Source organism: Mesorhizobium sp. M1A.T.Ca.IN.004.03.1.1, from assembly GCF_003997555.1.
Classification (GTDB): Bacteria; Pseudomonadota; Alphaproteobacteria; order Rhizobiales; family Rhizobiaceae; genus Mesorhizobium.
On record NZ_RZTV01000495.1, the window covers coordinates 1 to 263 of the forward strand.

1 protein-coding gene is annotated in these 263 nt (G+C 61.6%); it reads left to right on the forward strand.

The window, feature by feature from the left end; translation table 11 throughout:
* Nucleotides 1-263: 1-acyl-sn-glycerol-3-phosphate acyltransferase (locus EOD29_RS32600; RefSeq protein WP_164763985.1), on the forward strand; the 263-nt coding region annotated here is incomplete at both ends.

A 263-nucleotide genomic window follows, 5' to 3' on the forward strand; every position in this document is an offset into this window, starting at 1 on the left:
ATCCCTTCCGCGATTTCATCTCGATCCTGTTCCGCGCCTTCATGCGCCTCGAGGTCGAGGGGCTGGAGAATATCAAGAAGGCCGGCCGCGCGCCGATCATCGCGCTCAACCATGTCAGCCTGCTCGATGGCGCCTTGGCGCTTGCCATCACCGAGGAAGAACCGACCTTTGCCGTCGATTACAAGATCGCCCAGGCCTGGTGGGTGCGGCCCTTCCTGAAGATGTGCAAATTCCTGCCGCTCGACCCGACAAAGCCGATGGCG